This is a genomic window from Curvibacter sp. EU05-FHT14A10, from assembly GCF_058791075.1.
This window is the reverse complement of the sequence record NZ_JBYTDE010000001.1, coordinates 555,269-577,253: the sequence shown is the minus strand read 5'-3', so window position 1 is coordinate 577,253 and position 21,985 is coordinate 555,269. Positions and strand designations below refer to the sequence as shown.

20 protein-coding genes are annotated in these 21,985 nt (G+C 67.0%); 16 read left to right on the top strand and 4 right to left on the bottom strand.

What is annotated here, in order from left to right:
- Positions 1 to 5: 5 nt before the first annotated feature.
- Genes AC3WUT_RS02490 through AC3WUT_RS02475 form a run of 4 tightly spaced genes read left to right on the top strand, consistent with a single transcriptional unit; the run spans position 6 to position 5,056 of the window.
- Positions 6 to 1,022: an ABC transporter ATP-binding protein gene (locus tag AC3WUT_RS02490; RefSeq protein ID WP_492345604.1), complete on the top strand. Its 1,017-nt coding sequence runs from the start codon at positions 6 to 8 to the stop codon at positions 1,020 to 1,022.
- A 27-nt stretch (positions 1,023 to 1,049) separates the two neighbouring features.
- Positions 1,050 to 2,618, top strand: coding sequence for an ABC transporter substrate-binding protein (locus tag AC3WUT_RS02485; protein WP_492345472.1), 1,569 nt, complete (start codon positions 1,050 to 1,052; stop codon positions 2,616 to 2,618).
- Positions 2,619 to 2,621: 3 nt separating this feature from the next.
- Positions 2,622 to 3,953 (top strand): acyl-CoA thioesterase/bile acid-CoA:amino acid N-acyltransferase family protein, encoded by a 1,332-nt coding sequence (locus AC3WUT_RS02480; protein ID WP_492345471.1) that lies wholly within the window; start codon positions 2,622 to 2,624, stop codon positions 3,951 to 3,953.
- Between the two features lie 11 nt (positions 3,954 to 3,964).
- Positions 3,965 to 5,056: a CMD domain-containing protein gene (locus AC3WUT_RS02475; RefSeq protein WP_492345470.1), complete on the top strand. Its 1,092-nt coding sequence runs from the start codon at positions 3,965 to 3,967 to the stop codon at positions 5,054 to 5,056.
- Positions 5,057 to 5,084: 28 nt separating this feature from the next.
- On the opposite strand, the gene AC3WUT_RS02470 is transcribed toward AC3WUT_RS02475, so the two are convergent.
- Together AC3WUT_RS02470 and AC3WUT_RS02465 are read right to left on the bottom strand one after the other, a co-directional pair.
- Positions 5,085 to 5,399, bottom strand: a complete 315-nt coding sequence (locus tag AC3WUT_RS02470; RefSeq protein ID WP_492345469.1) for a HigA family addiction module antitoxin — start codon at positions 5,397 to 5,399, stop codon at positions 5,085 to 5,087.
- A gap of 134 nt (positions 5,400 to 5,533) precedes the next feature.
- On the bottom strand, positions 5,534 to 6,040 hold the full coding sequence (locus tag AC3WUT_RS02465) for a MarR family winged helix-turn-helix transcriptional regulator (protein ID WP_492345468.1): 507 nt from the start codon (positions 6,038 to 6,040) through the stop codon (positions 5,534 to 5,536).
- Between the two features lie 129 nt (positions 6,041 to 6,169).
- Between AC3WUT_RS02465 and AC3WUT_RS02460 the strand changes: the two genes are divergently transcribed.
- The 5 genes from AC3WUT_RS02460 to AC3WUT_RS02440 all read left to right on the top strand — a co-directional run bounded on the left by AC3WUT_RS02460 (position 6,170) and on the right by AC3WUT_RS02440 (position 13,632).
- On the top strand, positions 6,170 to 7,216 hold the full coding sequence (locus AC3WUT_RS02460) for a cupin domain-containing protein (RefSeq protein WP_492345467.1): 1,047 nt from the start codon (positions 6,170 to 6,172) through the stop codon (positions 7,214 to 7,216).
- A 58-nt stretch (positions 7,217 to 7,274) separates the two neighbouring features.
- Positions 7,275 to 7,985 (top strand): fumarylacetoacetate hydrolase family protein, encoded by a 711-nt coding sequence (locus AC3WUT_RS02455; protein ID WP_492345466.1) that lies wholly within the window; start codon positions 7,275 to 7,277, stop codon positions 7,983 to 7,985.
- A 43-nt stretch (positions 7,986 to 8,028) separates the two neighbouring features.
- Entirely contained in the window at positions 8,029 to 9,027 is a 999-nt protein-coding gene (locus AC3WUT_RS02450; RefSeq protein ID WP_492345465.1) for a Bug family tripartite tricarboxylate transporter substrate binding protein, read from the top strand.
- A 250-nt stretch (positions 9,028 to 9,277) separates the two neighbouring features.
- Complete coding sequence (locus tag AC3WUT_RS02445) at positions 9,278 to 12,124, top strand: PAS domain-containing protein (RefSeq protein ID WP_492345464.1); 2,847 nt, start codon at positions 9,278 to 9,280, stop codon at positions 12,122 to 12,124.
- The gene (locus AC3WUT_RS02440) at positions 12,121 to 13,632 is read left to right on the top strand and encodes a chemotaxis protein CheW (RefSeq protein WP_492345463.1); all 1,512 of its coding nucleotides are present in this window, start codon (positions 12,121 to 12,123) and stop codon (positions 13,630 to 13,632) included. The genes AC3WUT_RS02445 and AC3WUT_RS02440 overlap by 4 nt, the downstream gene beginning before the upstream one ends.
- A gap of 18 nt (positions 13,633 to 13,650) precedes the next feature.
- Here AC3WUT_RS02440 and AC3WUT_RS02435 read toward each other — a convergent pair whose 3' ends face one another.
- Positions 13,651 to 14,490, bottom strand: a complete 840-nt coding sequence (locus AC3WUT_RS02435) for an IclR family transcriptional regulator (RefSeq protein ID WP_492345462.1) — start codon at positions 14,488 to 14,490, stop codon at positions 13,651 to 13,653.
- Between the two features lie 83 nt (positions 14,491 to 14,573).
- Between AC3WUT_RS02435 and AC3WUT_RS02430 the strand changes: the two genes are divergently transcribed.
- From AC3WUT_RS02430 to AC3WUT_RS02420, 3 genes are all read left to right on the top strand, one after another.
- Positions 14,574 to 15,599, top strand: coding sequence for a Bug family tripartite tricarboxylate transporter substrate binding protein (locus AC3WUT_RS02430; protein ID WP_492345461.1), 1,026 nt, complete (start codon positions 14,574 to 14,576; stop codon positions 15,597 to 15,599).
- A gap of 75 nt (positions 15,600 to 15,674) precedes the next feature.
- Positions 15,675 to 17,174: a class I adenylate-forming enzyme family protein gene (locus tag AC3WUT_RS02425; RefSeq protein ID WP_492345460.1), complete on the top strand. Its 1,500-nt coding sequence runs from the start codon at positions 15,675 to 15,677 to the stop codon at positions 17,172 to 17,174.
- A gap of 21 nt (positions 17,175 to 17,195) precedes the next feature.
- Positions 17,196 to 17,987 carry a citryl-CoA lyase gene (locus tag AC3WUT_RS02420; protein WP_492345459.1) on the top strand — a complete coding sequence of 264 codons (792 nt, stop codon included), beginning with the start codon at positions 17,196 to 17,198 and terminating at the stop codon, positions 17,985 to 17,987.
- Here AC3WUT_RS02420 and AC3WUT_RS02415 read toward each other — a convergent pair.
- Positions 17,960 to 18,550, bottom strand: coding sequence for a PadR family transcriptional regulator (locus AC3WUT_RS02415; RefSeq protein WP_492345458.1), 591 nt, complete (start codon positions 18,548 to 18,550; stop codon positions 17,960 to 17,962). The two genes, AC3WUT_RS02420 and AC3WUT_RS02415, sit on opposite strands and share 28 nt — an antisense overlap.
- A gap of 127 nt (positions 18,551 to 18,677) precedes the next feature.
- On the opposite strand from AC3WUT_RS02415, the gene AC3WUT_RS02410 reads away from it, so the two are divergent.
- From AC3WUT_RS02410 to AC3WUT_RS02395, 4 genes are all read left to right on the top strand, one after another.
- The gene (locus AC3WUT_RS02410) at positions 18,678 to 20,702 is read left to right on the top strand and encodes an oxidoreductase (protein WP_492345457.1); all 2,025 of its coding nucleotides are present in this window, start codon (positions 18,678 to 18,680) and stop codon (positions 20,700 to 20,702) included.
- 19 nt (positions 20,703 to 20,721) lie between these two features.
- Positions 20,722 to 21,162 carry a nuclear transport factor 2 family protein gene (locus AC3WUT_RS02405; protein WP_492345456.1) on the top strand — a complete coding sequence of 147 codons (441 nt, stop codon included), beginning with the start codon at positions 20,722 to 20,724 and terminating at the stop codon, positions 21,160 to 21,162.
- Positions 21,163 to 21,261: 99 nt separating this feature from the next.
- A complete protein-coding gene (locus AC3WUT_RS02400; protein WP_492345455.1) occupies positions 21,262 to 21,510 on the top strand; it encodes a type II toxin-antitoxin system Phd/YefM family antitoxin in 249 nt (82 codons plus the stop codon).
- Positions 21,507 to 21,926 (top strand): type II toxin-antitoxin system VapC family toxin, encoded by a 420-nt coding sequence (locus AC3WUT_RS02395; protein WP_492345454.1) that lies wholly within the window; start codon positions 21,507 to 21,509, stop codon positions 21,924 to 21,926. Before AC3WUT_RS02400 ends, AC3WUT_RS02395 begins: the two co-directional genes overlap by 4 nt.
- Positions 21,927 to 21,985: the final 59 nt, after the last annotated feature.

Here is a 21,985-nt window from a genome sequence, read left to right as displayed (position 1 = left end):
CCAACATGACGCCCCAGACCTCGCCGCCCCTGGTCGCCCTGAGCGACATCCGTCAGCACTTTGGCCATCGCGCCCCCCGCGGCTGGCTGGGCCGTGGCCTGGACCGGCTGCTGCCCCCCGCACCACCCCGCATCACCCGTGCGGTGGATGGCGTGAGCCTGAGCGTGCAGCCCGGCGAAGTGGTGGGGGTGGTGGGTGAATCGGGTTGCGGCAAATCCACCCTCGGCCGCATCGCCGCCGGCCTGTTGCGCCCCACCTCGGGCGAGGTGCAGGTGCTGGGTCAGTCGCTGGAGGCCTTGAACCCGGCCGAGCGCCTGGCCGCCCGGCTGCGGGTGCAGATGGTGTTCCAGGACCCCCATGCCAGCCTGAACCCGCGCCTGCGCGTGTCGCGCATCGTGGGCGAGGCACCGCGCCACCATGGCCTCACCGATGCCGCCGGGCTAGATGACTATGTGTGTGCCCAGTTGCAGCGCGCCGGGCTGGACCCCAGCCTGCGCCACCGCTACCCGCACCAGTTCAGCGGCGGGCAACGCCAGCGCATCGGCATCGCCCGCGCCCTGGCGGTGCAACCGGCCATGCTGGTGTGCGACGAGGCAGTGGCTGCGCTCGATGTGTCGATCCAGGCCCAGATCCTGAACCTGTTCATGGACCTGCGCGACCAGCTGGGCCTGGCCTACCTGTTCATCAGCCACGATCTGGGCGTGATCCACCACCTGTGTGACCGGGTGGTGGTGATGTACCTGGGCCGGGTGGTGGAAAGCGCCTCGGCCGAAGAGCTGTTTGCCCGGCCGGCCCACCCCTACACCCAGGCCTTGCTGGCCGAGATTCCCGACATCGCCCAGCGTCGCACCCGATTCACCGCCCTGGCCGGCGAAATCCCCAGCCCCTTGGCCCCGCCGCCGGGCTGCCATTTCCACCCGCGCTGCCCCCAAGCCACCGAGCGCTGCCGAACCGAGGCGCCCACGCTGCGAGGCATTGCCGTGCGGCATCAGGTGGCCTGCCATCTGCACGACACGGTCTGAACCCCACCCCCACCCGGAAAGACGCCCATGAAAACCACCCTCACCGCCCTGGCTCTGGCCGCCAGCCTGTCCAGCCCCCTGGCCGGCGCCCAGACCCTGTCGATCGGCTACGCCGACCCCCTGTCCTCGTTGGACCCCCAGCTCAACAACCATGCCGGCGACCGCTCGCTGGCCCTGCATTTCTGGGATTCGATCATCAACTCGCGCGATGGCGGCAAGCTGGAGCCGGCCCTGGCCAGCAGTTGGAAGAGCCTGGACGAGCGCACCTGGGAGTTCAAGCTGCGCACCGACATCAAATGGCAGGACGGCACGCCCTTCACCGCCGACGACATCGTGTTTTCGTTCCAGCGCGCCCGCAACGTGCCGGGCAGCGTGGCCTCGTACACCGGGGCGCTGCGCTCGGTTGAATCGGCCACGGCCCGCGATGCCCACACGGTGGTGATCAAGACCACCACCCCCAACCCCATGCTGCCGCTGGAGATCGCCTCGGTCTACATCGTGAGCAAGCACGTGGGCGAGAAATCCAAGACCGAGGACTACAACGCCGGCCGGGCCATGGTGGGCACCGGGCCGTACAAATGGGTGTCGTACGTGCCGGGCGACCGCACGGTGTTCGAGCGCAGCCCCAGCTACTGGGGCCCCAAGCCCGAGTGGGAGAAGGTGAACTACCGCTTCATCAACAATGGGGCGGCCCGCACGGCTGCCCTGCTGGCGGGCGACGTGGACGTGATCGACAAGGTGGCGGTCACCGATGTCGAGAAGCTGCGCAAAAACCCGGCCTTCAGCGTCTACACCTACCCTGGCCTGCGCGTGCTGCTGGTGCAGCCCAGCTTCCGCACGGGGCCCAATGAATTCATCACCGACAACGCCGGCAAGCCGCTGGCCCAGAACCCGCTGCTCGATGTGCGGGTGCGCCAGGCGCTGTCGCTGGCCATCAACCGCAAAGCGATTGCCGACCGCATCCTGCAAGGCACGGTCACCGTCGCCAACCAATGGATGCCCAAGGGCAGCTTTGGTTTCAACCCCGACATCCCCGAGATCGCCAACGACCCCGAGCAGGCCAAAAAGCTGCTGGCCGCGGCCGGCTTTCCGCAAGGCTTCCAGATCAGCATCCATGTGCCTGGCGACCGCTACCCGCAAGGCCCCGAGACCGCCCAGGCGGTGGCCCAGTTCTGGAGCCGCATCGGCGTGAAGACCAAGGTCGAGGTGGTGCCGTGGTCGGTGTATGCCGGCAAGGCCAACAAGAACGAGTACGCGGTGAGCGTGCTGGCCTGGGGCAATGGCACCGGCGAGGCCAGCTACGGCCTGCTGAACGCCTTTGCCAGCGTGGACGCCAAGCGCGGCCGCGGCGCCTCGAACTGGGGCCGCTACGGCAATGAATCGGTCGACAAATCGCTGGACGCGGCCACGGTCGAGTTCGATGCCCGCCGCCGCGAGGCCATCCTGCGCCACTCGGCCAAGCTGGTGAGCGACGATGTGGGTGCCATCCCGCTGTTCCATTACCAGAACATCTGGGCCGCCAAGAAGGGCCTGAAGGTGGTGCCGCTGCTCAGCGACCGCACCACGGCCATGCAGGTCAGCCGCGTGGGCAAGTAAGCCATGAGCGCCGCCGTCCACCTGAGCATCCTCCCGGCTGAGGCACTGATCGACGTGCCGCGCCAGATCCTGGTCCAGGGCCTAGCACCCGGCGAAGCCATCACGCTGCAAAGCCGCACCGTGCGCGGGCCCGGTGTGGCCTGGGTGGCCACGGCCCGGTACCAGGCCGATGCCGCCGGTCAGGTCGACCTGGGCCGCGACGCCCCATTGGCTGGTTCGGCCTACGAGGGCGTGGACGCCATGGGCCTGATCTGGGCCCAGGCGCCCGAACAGCCCGGCGCCTCCCGCGAGGTGTTCGGCACCGAGCCCGGGGCCGCGCTGCGGACCCACATCACCTTGCTGCGCGACGATCAGGTCGTGGCGCAGGCCTGGCTGGTGCAGCAACTGGCCGCTCCCGGCGTGCAACGCCGCGAAATCCGCGAGCAAGGCCTGGTGGGCAGCCTGTGGACGCCCGCCGGCCCGGGGCCGCACCCAGCGGTGCTGGTGCTCAATGGCTCGGGCGGCGGCATCAACGAAGCCCGGGGCGCGTTGTATGCCTCGCGCGGCTACACCGCTCTGGCGCTGGGTTATTTCAAGGCGCCCGGCTTGTCCGACTACATCTCGAACACCCCGCTGGAGTACTTCGAGACCGCCCTGCACTGGATGCACCAGCAGTTGCAACCCGCGCAGGGCTTTGTGGCGCTGAGCGGGCAGTCGCGCGGCGGTGAACTGGTGCTGCTGCTGGGGGCGATGTTCCCCGATCTGGTGTCGGCCGTGATCGGCTATGTGCCTTCGGCCGTGGTCAACTGCGCCCAGAACGCCTGCGACCCAGCCCTGGGGCGCGAGGGCTGGGCCTGGCTCTACCGGGGCCGCCCGATCCCGCATGTCTGGGAGCACAACCGCCACGCCACCTGGGCCCCCTGGGATGAAGGCCCGGAGCCACGCCGCCACACGAACGCCCTGCTGACCTCGCTGCAGGATGCCGAGGCCGTGGAGCGCGCGCGCATCCGGGTGGAGCGCATCCGCGGCCCGGTGCTGTTGCTGACCGCGGGGGATGATGGCTCGTGGCCTTCCAGCCTCTACGGGCGCATGGTGGTGGATCACCTGGCGCAGGCCGGGCATCCCTGGCCCGTGCGCCAGCTCGACTGGCCCGAGGCCGGCCACAGCGTTCTGTTTCCGACGGTGCCCACCACCCAGTTGGTCTATGCCCACCCGGTGTCGGGCCGCCTCAGCACCACCGGGGGCCACCCCGCCGCCAATGCACAAGCCGACCAGGCCTCCTGGGCTGGCGTGCTGGATTTTTTACAACAAGCCGTGGACGCCCATGCTGCGCAGGCCGCCCACGCCCACCCCTGAGAGAGCCCATCATGAGCACTGACCTGATCGACACCCTGGTGCCCCTGGCCCCCGCCGAGGCCCTGTACACCACCCGCCACCAGCGCGACAAGGTGGTGGCCGCCACCCAGGGCAGCCACGACGCCCTGTTCGACCCGGCCCTGCCCGGCCTGAGCCTGGGCGAGCGCCTGCACGTGGCCTTGTCCATGGCGCAGACCGTCGGCCATGAAGGCCTGACGGCCCACTATGCCCAGGCCTTGCGCCAGCACGGACCGGTGCAGGACTCGGGCCGGCTGGCCGCGGCCCGGGCCTTTGCCCACACCCTGACCGTGAACCCGGTGGCCGGCGACCGCGAGGCCCTGCTGAGCCTCCCAGCCGCGGGTTTTTCGACCCCGGAAGCGATTGCACTGGCCCAGTTGATCGCCTATGTGAGCTACCAGGTGCGCGTGTTGGCCGGCCTGCAGGCCATGAAGGCCCTGGGCGCCACCACCGCCCAGCCCCCGGCGGCCGACGACGCCCCCTTCGTGCACCCGGCCAACCTGCCGCCCCCGGGCGAACCGCTCAACATCAAGGGTTTCACCAGCGCCACCCTGGGCTGGAAGGCCTGGCTGCCGGTGCTGGACCTGGCCCAGGCCACGCCCGAACAACTGGCCGTGCTCGACAGCAGCCACCCCAAGGCCCGCAGCTCCGACTACTACCTGCTGCTGAGCCAGCAGCCGCGCATCCTGCAAGAGCGCTCCACCGTGTTCAACGCCATCATGTACGCGCCGGGCGGCCTGTCGCGGGCCGAACGCGAGCTGGCCAGCGCGGTGGTGTCGCGGGTGAACGGCTGCGTGTACTGCGCTTCGGTGCATGCGCAGCGCTTCGAGCAACTGACCAAGCGCAACGACGTGATCGCCCAGGTGTTCGAAGACCCCGACACGGCCGGCACCACGCCGCGCGAACGCGCCATCGTGCGCGCCTCGATCGCCCTGACCCGAGCCCCCGCCGACTTCGGCCCCGCCGCCATCCAGTCGCTGCGCGACCAGGGCCTGAGCGACCTGGAGGTGCTGGACATGCTGCACGCCGTCGCCATCTTTGCCTGGGCCAACCGGCTGATGCTGAATCTGGGGGAGCCGGTTTGAGGGGTGGTTGAGGCTCGCAGTGGCGATCTCACGCAGAGTTCGCTTCCGCGACACCGGTATGCCTCTGGATGCTGGCCAACACATCGGCCATGTCTTCCCGTGCCCGCATCAGATCGTGGTCCGTCTGCAGATTGATCCAGCTTTGGGCATCGGTGCCAAAGAACACCGCCAACCTCAATGCCGTATCGACCGTGATGCCGCGCAAGCCCTTGACGATCTCGTTGATGCGCCGAGGGGGCACGCCAATCGCCTTGGCCAAGGCGTATTGGCTGATGCCCATGGGCTCCAGATAGTCATGCAAAAGAATCTCACCCGGATGGGGCCAGGGAATTTCACGGGCCATGACTGGCATACCTTTCAGTGGGAGTCCAGGTTGATCATCCGATATTAATAACGGCACCCGTTAATAACAAGTGTCGTCGACGGGGTATCAAGCGCAGCAAAGTGTTGCAGGCCTCGATCACCCCTGCGTTCCATTCAACCCACCCGCCGCCCCTCCACAGCGGGCTCCAGCGGCACGCTGGGCGCCCGGCTGTACTCGTTGTTGCCGTCCACCAGCACCTTGAGCATCTGCATGAAGGTCTCTCGCTGCTCGGGGGGCAGCGGATCCAGCATGCGGGCCTGGGCGCGCAGCATGCCGGGCTGCACCTCGGCCAGCAAGGTGTCGCCGTCGGGGGTGAGGGTCAGCAGCCGCACGCGCCGGTCGGTGGGCGAGGCATTGCGCCGCATCAGGCCGCGGGCTTCCAGGCGGTCGATCACGCTGCCGATGGTGGAGGTGTCAAAGCCGATGGTGCGGGCCAGGGTGCGCTGGTCCAGCTCGGGTTGGCGCTGCACGGCGGCCATGGCCGCGTATTGCACCGGTGTCAGGCCGTGTTCCTGGGTTTCCTCCAGAAACACCGCCACGGCGATCTGCTGCAGTCGGCGGATGTGAAAACCGGGCAGGTCCTCGAGATCGGGGCTCAGGCTGGGCGGGAGGGCGGACATCGGACAGGGTTCAGGGTTTGCACGGGTGATGGGCGTCAAATTCTAAACCTACACTTTTCGTCAGCACACTTTCTATCAGTATGCATTTGAAACACCCGCCAGCCCCTGCAAGCCGGCCTGGAGCCCCTCATGAATGAACTTGGACGCCTGGAAGACCTGCCCCAGGACTACCGCGATGCGCTGAAGGCGCAGAACCTGGTGCCTTTGTGGCCCAGCCTGCGGGCGGTCTTGCCGCCGGGCAAGCCTCGGCCCCAGACCCGGGCGACAGCCTGGTCTTACCAGGCCTTGCGACCGCTGTTGCTGCAGGCGGGTGAACTGACCCCGATCGAAAAAGCCGAGCGCCGCGTGCTGGTGCTGGCCAACCCGGGCCATGGGCTGGACAAGATGCAAGCCAGCGCCGCCATGTACCTGGGCATGCAACTGCTGCTGCCCGGTGAGTGGGCCCCGTCGCACCGTCACACGCCCAACGCGGTGCGCATGATCGTTGAGGGGGAAGGGGCTTACACCACGGTGGACGGCGAAAAGTGCCCCATGAGCCGGGGCGACCTGATCCTGACCCCGACCGGGCTGTGGCATGAGCACGGCCACGACGGAGACCAGCCCGTGGTGTGGCTGGACGTGCTGGACCTGCCCCTGGTGCATTACATGGAGGCGTCCTACCACGTGGATGGCCCGCGCCAGGCCGTGAAACCCGGCCACGGTGAGCGCACCCACGCCCGCGGGGGCCTGCTGCCCACCCCGGTGTTCGAACGCAGCCCCCGGGCCTACCCCATGCTGCGCTACCCCTGGGCGGAGGCCCACGCCGCGCTGCAGGCCCTGGCCGAGGACCAGCCGGGCCTCGACGCGGTGCAACTCACCTACACCAACCCGGCCACCGGCGGCCATGCCGAGAACATCCTGGGCTTTTACGCCTTGATGTTGCGCCCAGGCCAGACCCTGGCCTTGCCGGCACGCTCGCCCGCCTGCGTGTTCCATGTGATCGAGGGGGCGCTGGAGGTTCGGGTACAGGGGCAGGTCGACGATCAGTCCTTTCAGTTGGCCGAGGCCGACACCTGCTGCGCGCCGGGGTACACGCCCGTCACGCTGGTCAACCCACGCCCCGACGCCCCGGCCTTTGTCTTCATGGCGGATGAATCCCCCTTGCACCAGAAACTGGGCGTCTACGAGGTGCGCTGAACCGCGTCCTCTCCCGCCTCATCCACCTCACCTGCGGCCCCCAACCCGTCGATCTGCCATGAACCCGACCCCCAGTTACCTCTGGAACCCGCCCGCCGTCATGTCGCTGCCTGTGCAGGGCAGCACCCGGCGCCTGCCGATCAACCGCCTGTTCTTCGTCGGCCGCAACTACCACGCCCATGCGGTCGAGATGGGCAAGCCGGTGGACAAGCGCGTGGAACGCCCCTTCTACTTCACCAAGGCCCCGCAAACCCTGGTGCAAAGCGGGGCCACCGTGGCCTACCCCCCCGGCACGGCCAACTACCATTTCGAGATGGAGCTGGTGCTGGCCATCGGCCAGCCAGGCTTTCGGGTCAGGGCAGAAGACGCCCATGAGCTGATCTATGGCTACGCCCCGGGCCTGGACATGACACGTCGCGATCTGCAGTTGCTGGCCCGTGACAAGGGCCGCCCCTGGGACCTGGGCAAGGATGTCGAAGAATCTTCGGTGTGCGGTGAGATCGTGCCCCTGCCGGGCCAGGTGATTGAACACGGCGAGATCGCCCTCAGCGTGAACGGCACCACCCGGCAGCAGTCCGACGTCGACAAACTGATCTGGAACCTGCGTGAAATCATCGCCGACCTGTCGCAGTTCTACCACCTGCAGCCGGGCGACCTGATCTACACCGGCACCCCCGAGGGCGTGGGAGCCGTGCTGCCCGGCGACCGCATCGAAGGCCATGTGGCCGGCGTGGGCCGCGTCACCCTGAAGGTCGGTCCGGCCGACTGAACCCACCGCCAGATCCCATCCCAACCTCAGAAAAGAGACAAGCATGAGCCAACACATCACACGCCGCTTCGCCCTGGTGGCTGCCCTGAGCCTGGGGGGGCTGGGCCTGAACGCACCGGTGGCGGCCCAAGGCAGCACCGACTACCCGACCAAGCCGGTCACGGTGTTCACCGCCTTCGCCGTGGGCAGCGGCCCCGACGCCGTGCTGCGTCTGGTGGCCAATCGCTTGTCGGCCCAATGGAAGCAAAGCGTGACCGTAGACAACCGGCCTGGCGGCGGCGGCTTCATTGCCATCGAGGCGGCGCGCCGGGCCGCCGCCGACGGCTACAGCCTGGTGCAACTCGACAGCGAGCACCTGGCCGCCCTGCCCTACCTGTACAAATCGCGCAATTTCGACACCCTCAAGGCCTTCGACCCGGTAGCGCCCTTGTTCCGCACCCCTTTCATGGTGGCGGTGTCCTCCCAGTCGCCCTGGAAGACCATGGCAGACCTGCTGGCCGCTGCCAAGGCCCGGCCCGGTTCCATCAGCTATGGATCCTGGGGGGTGGGCAGCCCGGGGCACCTGGGGGCCGAATGGCTGGAGTCGCTGACCGAGGTGCAGATGGTCCACGCCCCCTACAAGGAGGTCAGCCAGCTCTACACCTCGGTGGCCAATGGCGATGTGGCCTGGAGCTTTGCCAGCATCCCGTCCAGCCAGGGGGTGTACAAGGCCGGCAAGCTGCGCTACCTCGCAGTGGCCGCCCCGAAGCGCATCCCCCAACTGCCTGAGGTGCCCACCGTGGCCGAAGCCGGTGGCCCGGCGGGTCTGGACGTGAACTCCTTTGTCAGCCTGCTCAGCCCCAAGGGCGTGCCCGCCGCGGTGCGAGCCAAGATCCACGCCGATGTGCTCAAGGTGCTGGCAGAGCCCGAGGTGCGCGAGCGCTTCAACACCTTTGCCTTCGAGCCGCTGAACTGGTCAGTCGAAGAGATCCTGAAGAACGCCGACACCAAGTCGCAGCAGTACCAGGCCCTGATCAAGAAGGCCAACATCAGCCTGGACTGAGGCGCCCATGCCCCATCCCCCCTGCCACCAGGCGCCTGGCCTGAGCGCGCCACCTGGCGCCGAGTGCCTACCTGCCAGAGCCGCAAGCCCGAATGCTCGAACTAATTCGATAAATACGATATCCGCCACCATCCAGACTCACAAATACAATTTTTATTGATAAATATGGGTTCATCTGATAGATTCGCTCCTAAGTGTTGATTCAAAGTGCATGGCAAAGGCCTGTGCACCACGATCGAAGGAGCTCCGGATGTTCAAGAATGCGTTCTACGACCTGCTGACCGAAAAACTGATGCGGGGCGAAAGCCTCACGCCGGGCGAAGCCCGCGAGTTGATCAGCCTGGGCAAGTCGATTGACCAGGCCCAGTCGCTGGCCGAATTTGACCGCGATGGCTTTCTGACCGAAGCCAATGACCATTTTCTGGCCCTGTACGGCTACCCACTGGAGCAACTGCAGGGCCAGCACCACCGCGTGATGTGCCCGGCAGAGCTCGTCGAAAGCCCGGCCTACGACCATTACTGGTCAGAGCTGCATGCCGGACGCTCGGTATGTGGGGAGTTCGAGCGCATGGATGCCCAGGGTCGCCGCATCCACATCTACGGCATTGCTGCACCCGTGATCGGCCCCGATGGCAAGCCCGAGCGCTTCATCAAGTTTGCCCACGACATCACCAGCACCCGGCTCAAGGCCATCGAGGCCGAGGTCCGCATGCGGGCCATCGACCAGACCCAGGCCGTGATCGAATTCAATCTGGAGGGCGAGGTCCTGGAGGCCAACGACCTGTTCCTGCAGGCCATGCAGTGCAGCCGCCACGAGGTGATAGGCCAAAGCCACAGCCTTTTCTGTGACAAGGCGTATGTGGACAGCCCGGAGTACCCGGCATTCTGGACTGCCTTGCGCGCCGGCCAGCCCCAGACCGGCTCGTTCCGGCGACGCGACCTGAAGGGCCGCCCCGTCTGGTTGCAGGCCACTTACACCCCGATCGTGGGGCTGGACGGCAAGCCGGTGCGGGTGGTCAAGTTCGCCACCGACGTGACCCAGGCCATGCTCAAATCCCTGGAGGACGATGGCAAGGTCAGTGCCATCACACGCTCGCACGGCACCATCGAGTTCGACATGGCCGGCACCGTGCTGACCGCGAATGAGCAATTCCTGAACCTGATGGGCTACACGCTGGACGAGATTGCCGGCCAGCACCATCGGATGTTTGTCGACAACGACACCTTCAACCCGGCCGCCTACCGGGCCTTCTGGCAAAAGCTGGGACAAGGCCAGTTCGAGGGTGGCGAGTACCTGCGCATTGGCAAAAACCTCAAGCGGGTCTGGCTGCGCGCCACCTACAACCCCATCTTTGACCTGGACGGTCAGCCGATCAAGGTGATCAAGTTCTGCAGCGACGTGACGGCCGAGAAGCTGGCCAGCCTCGACATCCAGGCTCGCATGGACACCCTGCAGAAAACCACCTGTGTCATGGATTTCGACGCCCAGGGCCTCATCCTCAGTGCCAACCAGCCGATGCTGAATGCGCTGGAGCTCCAGCGCGAGGATTTGCTCGGACGCCCGGAGAGCAGCCTGGTCTTTGATGAAGACAAGCCAAGCCCGGCCCGCCAGGCCCTCTGGCCCACGCTGCGGCGCGGTGAAAGCTGGTCTGGCGAGATGCGCCTGAAAGGCCATGCGGAAAAGGAAATCTGGCTGGCCGCCACCCTGACCCCGGTCCTGGGGCTGGACGGCCAATTGGCCAAGGTGATCGTGCAGGCCAACAACATCACCGACAGCAAGTCACGCCAACTCGAGGCGGATGCCAGGCTGGTGGCCATCGACCGGGCTCAGGCTGTGATCGAATTCGACCTGAGCGGAAAAATCCTGGCCGCGAACCGCAATTTTCTGGGCCTGATGGGCTATTCGCTGGAGGACATCCAGGGCCGCCCGCACCGCATGTTTGTCGAGCACGACATGGCCAACAGTACCGAATACCACCAGCTCTGGGAGCGCCTGGGGCGCGGCGAGTACATCACCGATGTGTTCAAACGCATCGGCAACGAGGGGCGCGAAGTCTGGATCCATGCCACCTACAACCCCGTGTTCGATGCCCTGGGGCGACCGGTGAAGGTGGTCAAGTTCGCCTCTGACATCACGGCATCCAAGGTGCGCACCTCCGAGTACGAAGCCAAGGTGGCAGCCATCGACAAGGGCCAGGCGGTGATTGAGTTTGATCTGGACGGCAATGTACTGACCGCCAATCGCAACTTCCTGGCCGCCATGGGCTACACGCTGCGCGAGATCCAGGGCCAGCACCACAGCCTGTTCTGCACACCCGAGTACACGCAAAGCCTGGAGTACCGCGATTTCTGGCTGCGCCTGGGCGAGGGTCAATTCCTCTCCGGGCGCTTCCACCGGGTGGGCAAATACCAGCGCAATGTCTGGCTGCAATCCACCTACAACCCCATCCTGGACCTGAATGGCAAGGTGGTGAAGATCGTCAAATACGCATTCGACGTCACCAAGGAGATCCAGCTGGAACAAAGCATTGCCAAGCGGGCCGACGAGATGAACCAGAGCATCGAAAGCCTGCTGACCAGCATCCACCAAGTCACCGACAACACCCGGGTGGCCGCCGAACGTGCCACCGAGACCGCTCGGGCCGCCGAACTGGGCCATGACTCGTTGCGCAAGTCCATCAGCGCGATCGACCGCATCGAGGCCAGCTCGGCCAAGGTGGGTGAGATCGTGCGCGTGATCAGTGACATTGCCAGCCAGACCAACCTGCTGGCCTTCAACGCGGCCATCGAGGCAGCCCGCGCCGGCGCCCACGGGGTGGGTTTCTCCGTGGTGGCGGCCGAGGTGCGCAAGCTTGCTGAGCGCAGCGCCGGGGCCGCCAAGGAGATCGCCAACCTGATCGAGCAATCCTCTCGCGAAGTCAATGAGGGGGCAGAAGTCAGCCGGGCCGCCTCCACCAGCTTCGAGGGCATCCTGGGCAATGTGACCCTCACCGTGAGCCGGGTGGAGAGCATCGCCCAGGCAGCGGAGGCCCAGGCCCGCCTGGCCGACGGTGTGGCCAACCTGATCCACGAGCTGACCGCAGCCGCCAGCGCATGAGCCCCGCCGCCGCCGACCCGCTCCACGTGGGGGTGTTCCACCTGGCGGGGATGTCACTGGCCTTGTACCAGCACCACCTCAAGGAGGTGGTGCAGACCGGGAACCTGAGCGCCTTGCCCACCGAGTGCCCCAGCATCATCGGCGCGCTCTCCTTGCGCGGCCTGATGGTGCCGGTGATGGACCTGCGCCACCTGCTGCAACCCGGCATGCCCCAACACAGGCCAGCCCCCTATGTGGTGGTGGTTGAATGGGAGCAGCGCCTGCTCGGACTGGCGGCCGATGGGGTGGTGGGGGTGTACGCCTTGCCCCCGGCCCACATGCGCCGGCTCGGGCCAGCGCAGCAAAGCGATTCGGTTCTGATGGGCGGTTTTGAGCGCCCGGACGATGGCAGCCAGGTCAGCCTGCTGAATGTGCAACGCCTGATCAGCCAGCCCCATCTGCCCATGACCTGGCCAGCGACGCCCGAACCAGCCGCAGACGGCCAGACTGAGTCGCCCAGGGCACCCGTCGCAAGCCCGTCCGTGCCGGCAGGATCTGCCTTGCCGGTGGTGGACGCCCAGCCCCTGATGCTGTTCCGCTGCCAGGGCATTCCGATGGCGATCGGCACCGAGGCCGTTCACACCACCGTGGTCAATCCGGAGCTGCAGGACGTGCGCAATGCCTCGGGGGCCTTCCTGGGGATGATGCGATTCAATGGACACGACGTGCCGGCCGTCCACCTGGGCCAGCTTTGCGGGCTGAGCCCCCAGGCAGGCCATCAGGTCAGCGCCGATCAGCAGGCCTTTCTGGTTCCCACCGCGGGCGGGTTGGTGGCCTGCCTGGTCGACAGCATCACCGACGTGGTGGCGGCCGACTGCCGCCAGCGCGTTCCCCTGCCCGCTTACAGCCTCACGGGCTCGGCCCTGTTTGCCGGCACCCTGCCGGTGGAGGCCCTGGCGGCGACACCGGGCCGGCCCGAGCCGAGTTGCATCGGCTTTTTTCTGCTGCTCGACGCGCAGGCCTTGCAAACCGATGCGCGCCTGCTGGACCTGACCCGGCTGAGCCAGTCCGGTGGCCAGCAAGCGCGTGGGGGTGAACCCCAGGTCGCCCCGCCTCGTGACAGCGGCCCCTTGCTGATCTACCGCCTGGGGGGCGATGTGGCCAGCCCTTTGCCGCAGATCGCAGAAATTCTGCCCTGGGAGCCAGGCTCTGCAGTGCATGGTCTGGGACAGGGCAGCCTGCTGATGAACCGGGGCCGGGCCATTCCGGTGCTGGCCCTGGCGCCGCTGCTGGGTCTGGCGGCAGACCCGACCGACGCCGGGCAGGTGCTGGTGCTGGAAGACGACGGGCAGTGGCTGGGATTCAAGGTGCCGGCGCTGGTCAACATCGAACACGGGCGCCTGCCCGCTGGCCAGCGCGAGGACCGCGTGCTGGTCGGGACGGCGGCCGAAGAACGCGTGCTGCGCCTGATCGACCTGGTCAAGCTGGCCCGCGGTCTGCGTTCCCCCCAGGCCCCGTTGAGTGCCTGAGCCGCCCACCGCAGTTCCTCACAAGCCCTCGGGCAGGTGCTGCTGCAAGGCCTCCTGCATCGCCCGTGCCATCAGTTGCTGACGCGCCTTGGGCAGGCGCGCCAGGGTGGTGGCCACGCTGATGCCGGCCACCGGCTCGCCCAAGGCATTGCGCACGGCGCAGCCCACCGCCAGCACGCCGCGGGTGGCGTGGTTGCCCACCACCGACCAGCCCCGCTCACGGCTGGCCGCCACCAGCAGGCGCAGGCGCTCCGGGCTCATGCCCCCATACGCCGCCAACTGCCCGGCATTGGCGGCGATGCAGGCCTCGACCTCAGACTCGGGCAGCGCCGACAGCAAAGCCAGGCCTGCCGCGCCCACCCCCAGGGGTTGGGCCGTGCCGACCTGGATCACCAGGATCTGCACCGGGTGCGTGCCCACATGCCGGGCAATGCAGCGTGACAGCGCGCCCTCACGCACGATCGCAAAGGTGGCGTCGCCACCGCAGGCACTCACCTGGGCCAGCACCGGCGCCAGGCGCACCGCCCAGTTGGCGCTGCCAGGCTGCGGCTGCAAGGGGGCCAGGCGCAGCCCGGGCTGGTAGCGGTAGCGCCCTTGCCGCGCCACGTAGCCCGCCTCGATCAAAGGGGCCAACAGGCGGTACAGCGTGGCCCGCTCCAGGCCGGTGGCACGAGCCAGGTCGACCACCCGCACGCCTTCACGGCCGCCGGCCAGCACCTGGTCCAGCACCTGCAGGCCCCGGCGCAGGGTGCGGTTGCCGGCCTCGTCGGCCAGCCCCTTGCCCGGCGTTTGGAGGGAGGCCGGCGGGGGTTCTTCGTCCACCAGGTGAACGTTTTCATGCATGCGTTTCGTGGACATTCAGAACAATCCGGTGTTGAGCCCAGCCGCGCAGTGTGCCCCAGACACGCCAGCGGCTGATTTGAACCCTCGGAGACAAAACCATGAACCTCAAACCCTTGTGCCCCCGCAAGTCTGGCCGCCGCCTGATCGTGGGCCTGCTCGCCCAGGCTGCTCTGAGCGGCCTGCCCGGCCTGGTGGCCGCCCAGCCGGGCACCGCGACACCAACCCTCAATTGGCCGGTCAAACCAATCCGCTTGGTGGTGGGTTATTCAGCCGGCGGCGCCACCGACCTGATCGCACGCCAGGTCGGCCAGCGCTTGAGCGAACAGCTGGGCCAGCCGGTGACCATCGACAACCGCACCGGCGCCAACAGCAATGTGGGGGCCGAGGCCGTCAGCCACGCGCCAGTCGATGGCTACACCCTTTACGTCTACACGATTGCCAACACCATCAACGCGTCGTTGTATCCGCGCCTGGGCTATGACCCGGTGAAGGATTTCGAGCCCATCGGGCTGATCGCCAGCATTCCCAACGTGCTGGTGGTCAACCCGACTCTGCCCATCCAATCGGTGGGCGACTACCAGCGCTTTGCCAAGGCGAACAAAGAGGGCATCACCTTTGCCTCATCGGGCAGCGGCTCGTCGATCCACCTGTCGGGGGAAATCTTCAAGATGCAGAGCCGCCTGAACCTGCTGCATGTGCCCTACCGAGGCAGCGCCCCCGCCATCAGCGACCTGATCGGTGGCCAGGTGCAGTCGATGTTCGACAACATGCCTTCGGCGCTTCCCCACATCAAGGCCGGGCGTCTGCGGGCCATTGCCGTCACCAGCGCCCAGCGCTCGCCGCTGCTGCCAGATGTGCCCACGCTGGCCGAATCGGGTTACCCGGGCTTGGAGGTGCAGTCATGGTTTGGCCTGGCCGCGCCCACCGGCACCCCGGCCGCCGTGCTGGAGCGCCTGAACCAGGCGCTGAACAAATCGCTGGCCCAGCCCGAGCTGCGCCAGCGTCTGCAAGAGATGGCGGCCACCCCCTTGCCCGGCACGCCCGAGCAGATGCGCCAGACCGTCGCCAACGAGATCAAGCGTTGGCGCGAGGTGGTCAAGGCCTCCGGGGCCAAGGCCGACTGAGCCGCGCACCAACCTCCACTCTCTGCCCCCACTCACTGATCACCGTTCACTGATCACCGTTCACGAGAACCCGATATGTACCCCATTGATTTCTTCTGGCGCGCCGCCCGGCGCTGGCCCGAGCGCATCGCCATCGATGCCCCGGATCAATGCATCCCCTATGCCGAGTTGGCCCGCCGCGTGCGCGCCGTCGCCGCCGCCCTGCTGGCGGCCGACCCGCACGAGCAAAGCCGGGTGGCCATCTGTGCCCACAACAGCGCCGACCACATCGTGGCCCTGCTGGCCGTGCTGGCCTGCGGCAAGACCTGGGTGCCGCTGAACCCCAAGAGCACTGCGCCCGAAATCCGCCGCATCGTCGACGCCACCGAGCCCAGCGTGCTGGTGCTCGACGAGGCCGGCACCGCCCTGTTGGGCGAGGCCCCGGGCCACCGCATCGCCCTGGGTGGGGCCGCACTGACCCGTCTGATCGAGCGCCATGCCCAAGCGCCCGAGCCTCACTTCCATCAACCTGATCAGGCCACCCAGGCCATCAAGTTCACGGGGGGCACCACCGGCCTGCCCAAGGGCGTGATGCAGCCCTACCGGGCCTGGATGGCCAACATCGTCAACCAGATCCAGGCCTGGGGCTTTGACGAGCACACGCGCTATGTGGTGGCCGCCCCGATCACGCACGGCACCTCGACCTACCTGCTGCCCGTGCTGGCCCAGGGCGGCTGCCATGTGCTGCTGGCCCAGGGCGGGGCCGAGGCGGTGCGCCAGGCCTTTCTCGAGCGTGGCGGCACGGTGTGCTTCATGCCCCCGACCCTGATCTACATGCTGATGGCCCTGCCCGGCAGCAGCCGGGCCGACTACCCGCAACTGCGCCAGTTGATCTATGGCGGGGCCCCCATGCCGCCCGAGAAGATCCGCGCCGTGCGCGAATTCTTCGGCCCGGTGTTGGGCACCACCTATGGCCAGACCGAGGCGCCGCAGATCCTGACCGTGATGCGCCCGGACGATTTCGAGGACGAGCGTCACTGGGCTGCGGTGGGGCGCACCGCCTGGTTCAGCGACGTGGCCATCATGTCGCCCAGCGGTGAGATCCTGCCGCCCGGCGAGATCGGCGAGGTGGTGGCGCGCGGCGACCTGCTCATGAGCGGCTATTGGCGCCTGCCCGAAAAGACCGCCGAAACTCTGGTGGAAGGCTGGCTGCACACCGGCGACCGGGGCCTGATCGACGAACAGGGCTACCTGTTCCTGAAGGACCGCCTGCGTGACGTGGTGATCACCGGTGGCTTCAACGTCTACCCGGTGGATGTGGAAAACGCCCTGGGTCAGCACCCGGCCGTGCACGAATGCGTGGTGTTCGGCGTGCCCGACGACAAGTGGGGCGAATCGGTGCAGGCCGCAGTGCAACTGCGCCCCGATGCCCTGCCCCTGCCCAGCGAGGCCGAGCTGATCGCCTATGTGCGTGAGCGCCTGGGCCCGGTGCAGACCCCCAAGCGCATCCACTTCCATGCCAGCCTGCCCCGCTCACCCGTGGGCAAGGTGCTCAAGACCGAGGTGCGCCAGCAAGCGCTGAGCCCCGCTGCCTGAAACTGTTCCAAAGGAATCCCCATGACGACCCCCCAAGCCCAGAACACCCCGACCACCGGCCTGTGCCGCCACACCCTGACCAGCCTGCATTACCGCGATGCGGATCTGGTCGAAGACCTGATGGGCCAAAAAGGCTTCACCGAGGTGATGCTGATGCAAATCCTGGGGCGCCCGCTGCGACCGGTGGATGTGCGCATCACCGACGTGGTGCTGGTGGTGCTGATGGAGCACGGCCTGACCCCCAGCGCCATTGCCACCCGCCTGATCTACATGAGCGCCCCCGAGAACCTGCAGGGCGCGGTGGCGGCCGGTCTACTGGCCGTGGGCAGCTCTTTTGTGGGCACCATGGAGAACGGCTCCCGCTTGCTGGACCGCATCCTGGCCGCCCCGGATGGGCCCGCCGAAGCGCTGGCCATCGCCCGTGAGCACCGCGCGCGCAAACAGGCCGTGCCCGGCTTCGGCCACCACCTGCACAAACCGGTGGACCCGCGCGCCTACAAGCTCATCGAGCTGGGCCGGGCCGAGCCCGAGTTGAAGGGGGCCCATCTGGATGCCTTGATGACCTTGTCCCAAGCGGTGGACGAGGTCTGGGGCCGCCCCGTCACGATCAACGCCACCGGCGCCGTGGCCGCCCTGCTGGGCGAACTGGGCGTGCCCACCGCCGTGATGCGCGGCTTTGCCGTGATCTCGCGTGCGGCCGGGCTGGTGGCCCACATCGTGGAAGAACAGAAATCGCCCTCAGGGCGCTTCATCTGGGACACGGTGGAGCACGCGATCCCCTTTGTTCACGGGGATGGCGGGCCTGCTGCCTGATCCGCTGCAGGTGAGCCCTCGCCGGCCTCAGGCTCGGGTTCATTCAGGATGGCCAGGGCGCGCTCTGAGAACTCGCACCACATGGCCTCCACCATGATGCCGGCCTGCAGGACCAGGTGCTGCAGGCGCTGGGCTCGCTGGTCACCGCCCACTGGAAAGTCGCGTTGTTCGATGGCCTGATAGACCGCCAACTGGGCCTGGTGCAGGGCCAGCCGACGGGCAATTTCGGGCTCCAGGCCACAGGGGCCGACGGCGGCATCGGCCCGCAGGCGCACCATCAGTTCCTCGCGCAGGGGGCGCGGGTCGGCGGGCTCGGCCACCCAGCGGCGCAGTTCCTCACGCCCCGCGTCCAGCACTTCGTAGACCTTGCGCCCGCCCCGGGCGCTTTCGTCGGCACTGGAGCGCACCCAGCCCGCCTCTTCCAGCCGGCCCAGTTCACGGTAGATCTGCTGGTGTGAGGCCTGCCAGAAATAGGCCATCGATTTGTCAAAACGGGCCGCCAGGTCAAAACCTGAACTGGGTCGCTCGATCAGGGCCGTGAGCAAGGCATGGGGCAGGGACATGGGGAAGATTTTGCCTCAACACAGCTTTTGGGGCGCTTGGGCCACCGTTTATGCAACCGGTTGCACAAAGACCAATTTTGCCTCTAGAATTTTATGCAACCAGTTGCAATTAAAACGGAGACCGACGATGAGCCACCCCTACCCTCACCTGCTGCAGCCCTTGGACCTGGGCTTCACCACCCTCAAGAACCGCGTGTTGATGGGCTCCATGCATGTGGGCCTCGAAGAGGTGCCGAACGGCTTTGAGCGCATGGCTGCTTTCTACGCCGAGCGCGCCCGCGGTGGCGTGGCCTTGATGGTGACCGGCGGCATCGCCCCGAATGACGCGGGCCGCCCCATGAAGGGCGGCGCCAAGCTCAGCACCGAGGCCGAAGCCCTGCAGCACCGCACGGTGACCGAGGCCGTGCACGCGGCGGGGGGCAAGATTGCCATGCAGATCCTGCATTTCGGCCGCTATTCCTATCAAAAAGGCCTGGTGGCCCCCAGTGCACTTCAGGCGCCCATCAACCCCTTTGTGCCCCAGGCCCTGTCAGGTGAAGAGGTGGAGCAGACCATCGCCGATTTTGTGAATTGCGCCGCCCTGGCCCAGTGGGCGGGCTATGACGGCGTCGAGATCATGGGCTCGGAGGGGTACCTGATCAACGAGTTCATTGCGGCGCGCACCAACCACCGCAGCGACGAATGGGGGGGGCCCTACGAAAACCGCATCCGCTTTGCCGTCGAAATCGTGCGGCGGGTGCGTGAGCGGGTGGGCCCGAACTTCATCATCATCTACCGTCTGTCGGCCTTGGACCTGGTCGAGGGCGGCTCCACCCTGGCCGAGGTGATCACCCTGGCCCAGGCCATCGAAGCCGCCGGGGCCACGATCCTCAACACCGGCATTGGCTGGCACGAGGCCCGCATCCCCACCATCGCCACCAAGGTGCCGCGCGCGGCCTACGCCTGGGTGACCGGCAAGCTCAAGGGCCATGTGGGCATCCCGCTGGTGGCCACCAACCGCATCAACACCCCCGAGGTCGGCGAACAACTGCTGGCCGACGGCGTCTGCGACATGGTGTCGATGGCCCGCCCCCTGCTGGCCGACCCTTTCTTTGTGCAAAAGGCCGCCGACAACCGCGCCGACGAGATCAACACCTGCATCGGTTGCAACCAGGCCTGCCTAGACCACACCTTTGGCGGCAAGATCACCTCCTGCCTGGTCAACCCCCGGGCCTGCCACGAGACCGAGTTGCTGATCGAGCCCACGGCCCAGCCGCAGAAGATCGCCGTGGTGGGCGCCGGCCCGGCCGGATTGAGCTTTGCGGTCACCGCCGCCGAGCGTGGCCACCAGGTCAGCCTGTTTGATGCCGCGGCCGAGATCGGCGGCCAGTTCAACATCGCCAAGCAGGTGCCGGGCAAAGAGGAGTTCCATGAAACCCTGCGCTACTTCCAACGCCAGCTTGAGTTGACGAAGGTGGCTCTGCACCTGAACACCCGCGTCGATGTGGCCGGCCTGAAGGCTGGGGGCTTTGACCAGATCGTGCTGGCCACCGGCGTGGTGCCCCGCACCCCGGCGATCGAGGGCATCGACCACCCCAAGGTGCTCGGTTACCTCGATGTGTTGCGCGATCACCAGCCCGTGGGCCGCTCGGTGGCCGTGATCGGGGCCGGCGGCATTGGCTTTGATGTGTCCGAGGTGCTCACCCATGCGGGCGACAGCGCCAGCCAGAACCCGACCAAGTTCTATGCCGAATGGGGCATCGACCCAAGCTATGCCCAGGCCGGCGGCCTGGCCCGCCCGCAGGTGGAGGCCTCGCCACGCCAGGTGCACCTGCTGCAGCGCAAGGACAGCAAGGTGGGCGACCAACTCGGCAAGACCACGGGCTGGATCCACCGCAGCGCCCTGAAGGCGCGCCGCGTGGCCATGACGAATTCAGTGGCCTACCAGAAGATCGACGACGAAGGCCTGCACATCACCGTGGACGGCCAACCCCAGTTGCTGCCCGTGGACAACGTGGTGGTCTGCGCCGGCCAAGAACCCCAGCGCGAGTTGTACGAAGGGCTGCGGGCCGCCGGCTGCAGCGTGCACCTGATCGGCGGTGCCGATGTGGCCGCCGAACTGGATGCCAAGCGCGCCATCCACCAAGGCACCACCCTCGCCGCCCAAATCTGAACCCTCAAAGGAGACTGCGATGATCAACACCTTGACCCACCTGAACCCCACCGTGCAGGCCTCCCTGGCCCGCTGGCACGCCATGGTGCAAACCAAAAACCTCAGCGGCCTGAGCGCCTTGCTGCACCCCAACGCCGTGTTCCGCTCGCCGATGGCGCACACGCCGTATGGCCCGGCGGCCGCGCTGGAGATGATCCTGGGCACGGTGATGCAAGTGTTTGAAGACTTTGCCTACCACCGAGAACTGGCCAGCGACGATGGCCTGAGCGTGGTGCTGGAGTTCAGCGCCAACGTGAAGGGCAAGGCGCTCAAGGGCATCGACCTGATCCAGTTTGACGCCCAAGGGCTGATCACCGAGTTTGAGGTGATGGTGCGCCCGCTGAGCGGCCTGCAGGCACTGGGCGCGGAGATGGGCGAGCGACTGGCGGCACGCTTGCCGGCGCACAAGCTGAAAGGCTGACGAACTGACGAACTGACCGACGGACAGGGCACCGAAATCACCTGCCCATGGCATGGCGATAAACTATGACCTGTCTGGTCAGAATTCACGGAGGCACCCATGTCCATCTGGCAAGTTCAAGAAGCCAAAGCCCGCTTCTCCGAAGTCGTCAAGAAGGCCGAAACCGAAGGCCCACAGGACATCACCCTGCACGGGCGCCCGGTGGCGGTTCTGCTATCCCAAAAGCAATATGAATCGCTCTCAGGTCGACATCAGTCTCTCGTGGAATTCATGCAGCAGGCGCCGTTTCCGGACCTGGAGTTGGACCTGACACGGCAACAGGACACCGTACCCGAGGTTCCCTGGTGAGCTATCTGCTGGACACCAATGTGCTGTCCGAGTTGCGGCGTAAGGCCCCCAACCCCGCCGTCGCCCACTGGATATCACAACGCCCGTCTCGCGCCTTGTTCCTCAGCGTCCTCACCCTCGGAGAAATCCGCAAAGGCATCGACAGCCTGCAGGACCTTCCGAAAAGGCAGATCTTGAACGACTGGCTGGAGACCGAGCTTCCGGCCTACTTCCAAGGGCGCATCCTGCCGGTGGATCAGCTTGTCGGCGATCGTTGGGGCCGCTTGTTGGCGAAGGCTGGCCGACCCCTGCCGACCATCGACTCGCTGCTGGCGGCCACCGCAGCCGCTCACGGCCTGTGCATGGTGACACGCCACACCCGTGATTTCGAAGGCCTGGGCATCGATCTGTTCAACCCCTGGTCCGGGTCAGCCTGAGAGCCTGTTCTCGCGGTGGGCGCACACCCGGCCATCAGCCGGGCATCGGCGGGCCATCC